General features: G+C 57.2%; 6 protein-coding genes. 5 read left to right on the top strand and 1 reads right to left on the bottom strand.

Going from position 1 to position 6016, the window contains the following annotated elements:
* The 5 genes from IAG25_RS38890 to IAG25_RS38870 form a co-directional block, all read left to right on the top strand.
* On the top strand, positions 1-416 hold a 416-nt coding region (locus IAG25_RS38890), incomplete at its 5' end, for an IclR family transcriptional regulator C-terminal domain-containing protein (RefSeq protein WP_187609595.1).
* A gap of 175 nt (positions 417-591) precedes the next feature.
* Positions 592-1707, top strand: coding sequence for an alcohol dehydrogenase catalytic domain-containing protein (locus IAG25_RS38885; RefSeq protein WP_255504311.1), 1116 nt, complete (start codon positions 592-594; stop codon positions 1705-1707).
* A gap of 338 nt (positions 1708-2045) precedes the next feature.
* Entirely contained in the window at positions 2046-3161 is a 1116-nt protein-coding gene (locus IAG25_RS38880; protein WP_187609594.1) for an alcohol dehydrogenase catalytic domain-containing protein, read from the top strand.
* A 13-nt stretch (positions 3162-3174) separates the two neighbouring features.
* Entirely contained in the window at positions 3175-3708 is a 534-nt protein-coding gene (locus IAG25_RS38875; protein WP_187609593.1) for a cupin domain-containing protein, read from the top strand.
* Between the two features lie 146 nt (positions 3709-3854).
* Positions 3855-4922: a porin gene (locus IAG25_RS38870; protein WP_187609592.1), complete on the top strand. Its 1068-nt coding sequence runs from the start codon at positions 3855-3857 to the stop codon at positions 4920-4922.
* A gap of 70 nt (positions 4923-4992) precedes the next feature.
* Here the strand turns inward: IAG25_RS38870 and IAG25_RS38865 are convergent, their stop codons facing one another.
* Complete coding sequence (locus tag IAG25_RS38865; RefSeq protein ID WP_187609591.1) at positions 4993-5955, bottom strand: LysR family transcriptional regulator; 963 nt, start codon at positions 5953-5955, stop codon at positions 4993-4995.
* Positions 5956-6016: the final 61 nt, after the last annotated feature.

Genomic DNA, 6016 nt, shown 5'->3' with positions numbered 1-6016 from the left:
ATACCGTTGTCGCGGAACACGTTTTGAGGGTAACGCCAGGAGTGGGCGGCGACCTTCCACTTCATTGCACAAGTGGCGGCCGCGCACTATTGGCTCTGCACCCAGAGGTCGATGATGAATTTCTGCTCGGCGCAGATTTGGAAAAGATGACGGAGGCTACGGTGACCGATGCCGCCGAGTTTAGGCGCATCGTAGCTGAAACTCGCGAAGCCGGATTCGGCTGGGAGTCGGAGGAATCAATGGCAGGCGTTTCGTCCATGGCCGTCGCAATCGATACGGTCCACGGTCAATATGCTGTAGCGATTGTGGCTCCCACAGCCCGTGCTCTTCCTCAAAAGCAGGAAATGGCCGAACGCTTGCTCAAACTAAAAGCCGACTTGCAGGTCGAGCTAGGCGGTAGCGACACCGCTAACTGATTCAGTTAAGCGTGGGCAGATAGCCGGCCCATGTGCCACGTAACATTAGTACACCTATTTTCTTGTATGTTCTCGTTCGAGGTGATACGGGCGAGACCGAGAACACGCTATTCGTAGCACTTGTTCGATGCGGATGTCACCTGTGCGACCCGCAGTCAATTTTCGGAGACTGATTATGCAAAACACTGCCACTATGCACGCGATGCGATTACACGAACCCGGTGGAAGCTTTCGGCTCGACGAGATTGCAAGGCCGCGAGTTGAACGAGCGACCGATGTGGTCGTGCAAGTGAAAGCATCGGGAATCGTTCCAAACCTGCGCAATGTCATGCGCAGCTACGGCGAACGCGCCTACCTCACTGTGCCGGATTTGCCGGCAATTTACGGACTAGACACCGCAGGGGTCGTCGTGGAGATTGGCAGCGATGTCACGGGCTTTGCCGTCGGCGACCGCGTGTATATCAATCCAGGACGCTCGTGTGGTACGTGTCACGCCTGTCGGATTGGGGACCGAATCAGCTGCCAAGCCTTCACGTTTCAAGGGTACTTTGGTTTCGGCCCGCGTTCGAAGGAAATCTACCGGCGTTATCCATACGGTGGCCTGTGCCAGTATGCAACGGCTCCCGCCGACGGGTTGGTGAAATTGCCAGAACAGGTCAGCTTCGAGCAAGCCGCACGCTTCGGTTACCTAGGGACGGCGTATTCAGGCTTGCGGAAGGCAGGCGTGGCCGCAGGGCGGACGCTGTTGATTTGCGGAGGCACCGGCACGCTCGGGCTTTGCGCCGTTCAAATTGCTCGCGCAATGGGCGCCACGAAGATTCTTTGCGTCGCGCGCAACGAAGCAAACCTTGCTCGTGTGCGAGCGTTGGACCCAACGAGAATTCGCACTTTCTCGTACGGCTCTGGAACATTAAAGGACTGGATACTTGCAGAGACCGAAGGGACCGGGGTTGACGCAGTGGTAGACGCCATCGGTCCTGGTGCGTCGCACCAAATCACGCTTGACTGCATCTCTTCACTGCGACGCGGCGGAAGTCTGGTTGAGATTGGCGCGATGTCTGACCCGATGCCGGTCAACATGCACGAACTCATGTGTGCACGGGTAAGCCTCATCGGCTCGCTTTGGTTTTCGGTGGCGGAAGGCCAGGACTTGGCGGCCATGGTCGCCGCGGGCACGCTGGACCTCAGCGTATTTGAGCACCACACCTACGCTCTTGACCAGGCCAATGAGGCTCTTGCTGACGCAGAACGTCGTGTAGGCGGATTTGTGAACGTCGTAATCTCTCAGTAAGCAGCTCGGATAGCGATGCGGGGCTCATCGCTCCGACGCAGTGTTTCGTTGGTGTTCAGTCTCACCCATTTGCACTACAGAACCGACTGAGACATCCCGTTGAATAACTGGTATAGGCGGATTGCATAACTGAAGCAATCAAGCCTGCGGTACCTTAATCTCGACGGAGTTATGCGAAGCGTTCGGCCAGCCTGTTGTTTTCAGTTGTTTGAATGGCTGATAGAAACGGTTGGTCGTCTCGCCCAGCAACGTCTGTATTCACGGGCGTGTTTCGAAGCGAAGCTGAAGAACCTCGCTATTCAATCAGTTGTACATATAATATTCAACGGAGACGATGTATGAAAACCATGCGTGCTGCGCGTTTGCATAAGGTCGGAGACCCTTTTCGTGTCGATGAAATCCCTGTTCCCGAGCCCCGTCCAACGGATGTCCTCGTCAAGGTTCAGGCATGTGGCGTAGTCCCGAATCTGCATAACGTTGTCGCTCACTATCCTGAATGGTTCCCTTTCCTCCCTCTGCCCAAGCTGCCGGCAATCTACGGTCTTGACGCGGCTGGTGTCGTTGAACAAGTCGGCAGCCACGTCGTAGGCGTAAAGCCCGGCGACCGCGTATACGTCAACCCGGGTCTTTCTTGTGGCAGCTGCCCGGCATGCCGTAGACGCGACAACACAAACTGTCCGGCATATACGTTCCAGGGCTATTTCGGATTCGGCACCGGCTCACAACGCCTCTTCGAGGATTACCCCTACGGTGGCTTCGGCGAATATCTGACTGCGCCGGCGACCAATCTGGTGCAGCTCCCGGAGTCGATTTCCTTCGAACAAGGAGCACGCTTCGGTTACATCGGTACGGCTTATGCCGGACTGCGTCGGGCTTCGCTCGAGGCAGGGCAGACTCTTGTCATTGACGGTGCCACCGGTACGCTCGGGTTGGGCGGGACCCTCTGCGCCCTTGGCATGGGCGCACGAAAGATTTTCGCGACCGGTCGGAACCGGGAACTCCTGGCTCAATTGAAAGAGCTCGCACCGGAACGAATCCACCCCGTGCCACTCGGGGAGCGTCCCGTACACGACGTTGTGATGGAGGCAACGGACGGATTCGGCGTCGATGCCGTGCTGCAATGCCTCGGACCGAATGCACCGGTGTCGAACGTACTGGATTCCTTCTCTGCGATGCGACGCGGCGGAAAAATGGTCTCGGTCGGCGGGGTGTCGGACCCGATTCCGCTAGAGCCATTCCCGCTCATGTGCCAACAAAAGTCGCTCATCGGCTCGCTCTGGTTCACGCCGGCCGAAGGCGAGAATATGGCTGCCATGGCCGATTCGGGCACCCTCGACCTTTCCGTGTTCGAACATGAAGTTTTCCCGCTCGAACAAATCAACGAGGCACTGGAGGCGGTCAACCACCGGCATGGTGGCTTCACGAACGTCGTCATAAATCCGACGCTGGTTTGAGCCGGAGGCCAAAATGACTCGACGTGTCGTAACTGGCCGCGACGGAAGTGGCGCCTCGACCTTCGCTAGTGACGGTCCCGCGCCGTGGTGCGCGTCTTTCGCTTCTGTGCCCGGATTCGAAGTTTCAATGCTTTGGGCGACGGGCGGAACTGTCGCCCCTTCCATCGAGCATCTTGAGGAATCGGGAAAGTGGCCAGAATCTTGGGTACCAGCGGCCGATGAAAGTCGCGTACTGCTCGTCACGTTCCCGCCCGACGCCGTCTTCGCTTCAGACGGTTTCGATGGCATGGCGGCACATCGCGAGCAGATGGAGAAATTGCCGGGTCTTGCCGAGGCGTTTGAGGCCGACAACCCTGGCATGCACACGACTCAGACGCTCGATTACGGTGTTGTCCTTTCAGGCGAAATCCACCTCGAGTTGGATAACGGTCAGATGCGAAAGCTGAAACCAAAAGACTTCGTCGTGCAACGTGCCACGCGCCACGCTTGGCGCAACCTCAGCGCAGAGCCAGCAACCGTTTTGTTCGTGCTCTTGGGCTCGAAGTAACGAAAGCTAAGGGACGAGCCTCACGGACCTCGCTGTCCGTGAGGCGGTCGTCTGCCGTCGCGCCCGCGCAATCCCAACCAGTCAAAACCACGCCCAGCTCTTGGAGTTCGGGCAAAGGCACCCGTGTGCCCAAATAAGGAACGAGCATGAACAAAAAACTGCTCACCGTCGCGCTTGCGGCAATCCCGCTTCAGAGCTACGCCCAGAGTTCGGTCACGCTTTTTGGGCTGCTCGACGAAGGCGTAACCTATGTCAGTAATGCTAGTGGCCACTCTCTCGTGCAGATGGCCTCGGGCATTCAGGCTCCGAATCTTCTGGGCATCCGCGGCACTGAAGACCTCGGAGGAGGTCTTCAAGCGTTCTTCGTGATGGACTCAATGCCTGACATCAATACCGGGAAGCAGAACGGCGGCGCCTTCACCGGCCGAGAGTCCTACGTTGGTATCGCGTCGCCGTACGGGACGCTGACGCTGGGCCGCCAGTTCGACTATATGTTCGACAATCTCTCGATTGCGCGCTGGGGACATCAGATTCCTTATGTCAGCCTCTACCAGCTGCCCGGCGGACCATTTGCCAAGCTCGGAGCTCCGCTTGGCACTTTTGACTATACTCGCATCGCAGGCGGTGAAGCGACACCGAACGCCATCAAATATACGTCGAAGACATACGCAGGCTTCGACTTCGGCGCGATGTACGGCTTTAGCAATATCGCCGGACAGACCGGCAGCAATAACTTGATGAGTTTCGGTGCCAATTACAATAATGGACCGTTACGCCTGAATGCGGCCTATACGTATTCGAAGGAAGACGGCATTGATGATGGGCATCATGGCATTCGGAACTACGGGTTCGGTGGTCGCTATGACTTCGGTATGCTTGCCTTGGACGTGCTTTATACGAACACGCGCAATACATTCACGAATGGCCATGTCGACAGCTACGAAGCAGGCTGGTTGGTTAAGTTTGCGCCCGACACTTTCCTCTACGCGAACTACATCTACGCGAAGGGTAACGACCAGCTGGACAACAGCCACTCCAATCAGGGCGGACTGACCTTCGACTACTTGCTGTCCAAACGCACCGACGTCTACGTGAACGCAATCTACCAACGGGCTAGCGGGGCCGGTGCAGTGGCCTCAGTCAACGGCACATTTGCCACTTCGTCCAGCCAGAATCAAACCGTACTTCGATTGGGTATGCGCACCTTGTTCTAACTTTTTCGCGGCTGGTCGATTCCCTGAAACATCGGCCAGCCGGTAATCGTTGGGTACGAGACCCTCGCTCTTACGTTTCTTCGTAAAACTCGATGGAGGGCGCCTCCGCTGTCTTCTTGAGTCTTTCCGCGCCAAGCCAGATACCACTTTCCACGATTTCGTTGACGACCTGAAGCACCAGCCGCTGGCCTTCACGGACCGCTTGTGAGTGCGACCGCGCTGTGTTCTCGCACAGAGCCCAAGTCATGAATGCGCCACGAATGGGACTCCAGGAAAGCGACTCTTCCCAGTAGGGGTTGCCGCTGACCGCACAACATGGAGTAATCGTATCGGCCACCCCCTGGCGCGCAAGTTCCATCGACAAGTGCATCGCATCGATTTCGAAGAGCGTCTTGAATTCGAAGCCTCGACGCGACATCGAATTCTCAATCGTTGTGCGGATGACGTTCGGCCTTCCAGGCAGGGCTAGCTGGAGGTTGTCCAGCTTCAACAAGGCGACCGGCTTGTCCGGTTGCAGTTCATCTGCCTTTTTACCGACGAGTATGAGCGGCTCCCGAATGAGCGGCGTGTGGGCATATCCCTGCGGCGGTGAACCCTCGAACGGCACGATTGCGAGGTCCAGCATGCCAGAGTGCATCACTTCCCGCAGTTCATGACTTGCGCCTTCATGCACGCGCAGGGAAACACCAGGGTACTCGGCGACCAAACGGGGTATGAACTTCGAGGTGAAAAGATACCGCCATGACGGTGCGACACCAATCGAAAGCTGTCCTGCGGCGCGGTCGCCAACCTGTTCGACGAGCTTGGTCAATTGGCGAAGTATCGGGCGAGCGCGTTCAAGCAGTAACGTTCCTGCTTCCGTGAGCAGCACCCCGCCTTGCGTTCGAGTAAACAGCTTGGCTCGGACCTGGTGCTCGAGAAGTGCAATGTGTCGCGATAGCGCTGGCTGGGAAAGCCTGAGGTCCGTCGCCGCTTTGTTGATGCTTCCAAGCTCGGCAACTCGCAAGAAATACTCAATCAGACGCGAGTCCACGTTTGTCTCCGTTAGGCCCATTGTGACCAACCTTGGGCCATGTTATCCACTAAACGATTAT

This window comes from Caballeronia sp. EK (assembly GCF_014384845.1).
Lineage (GTDB): Bacteria > Pseudomonadota > Gammaproteobacteria > Burkholderiales > Burkholderiaceae > Caballeronia > Caballeronia jiangsuensis.
The sequence above is the reverse complement of the archived record's forward strand: the minus strand, read 5'-3'. Positions and strand labels throughout refer to the sequence as shown.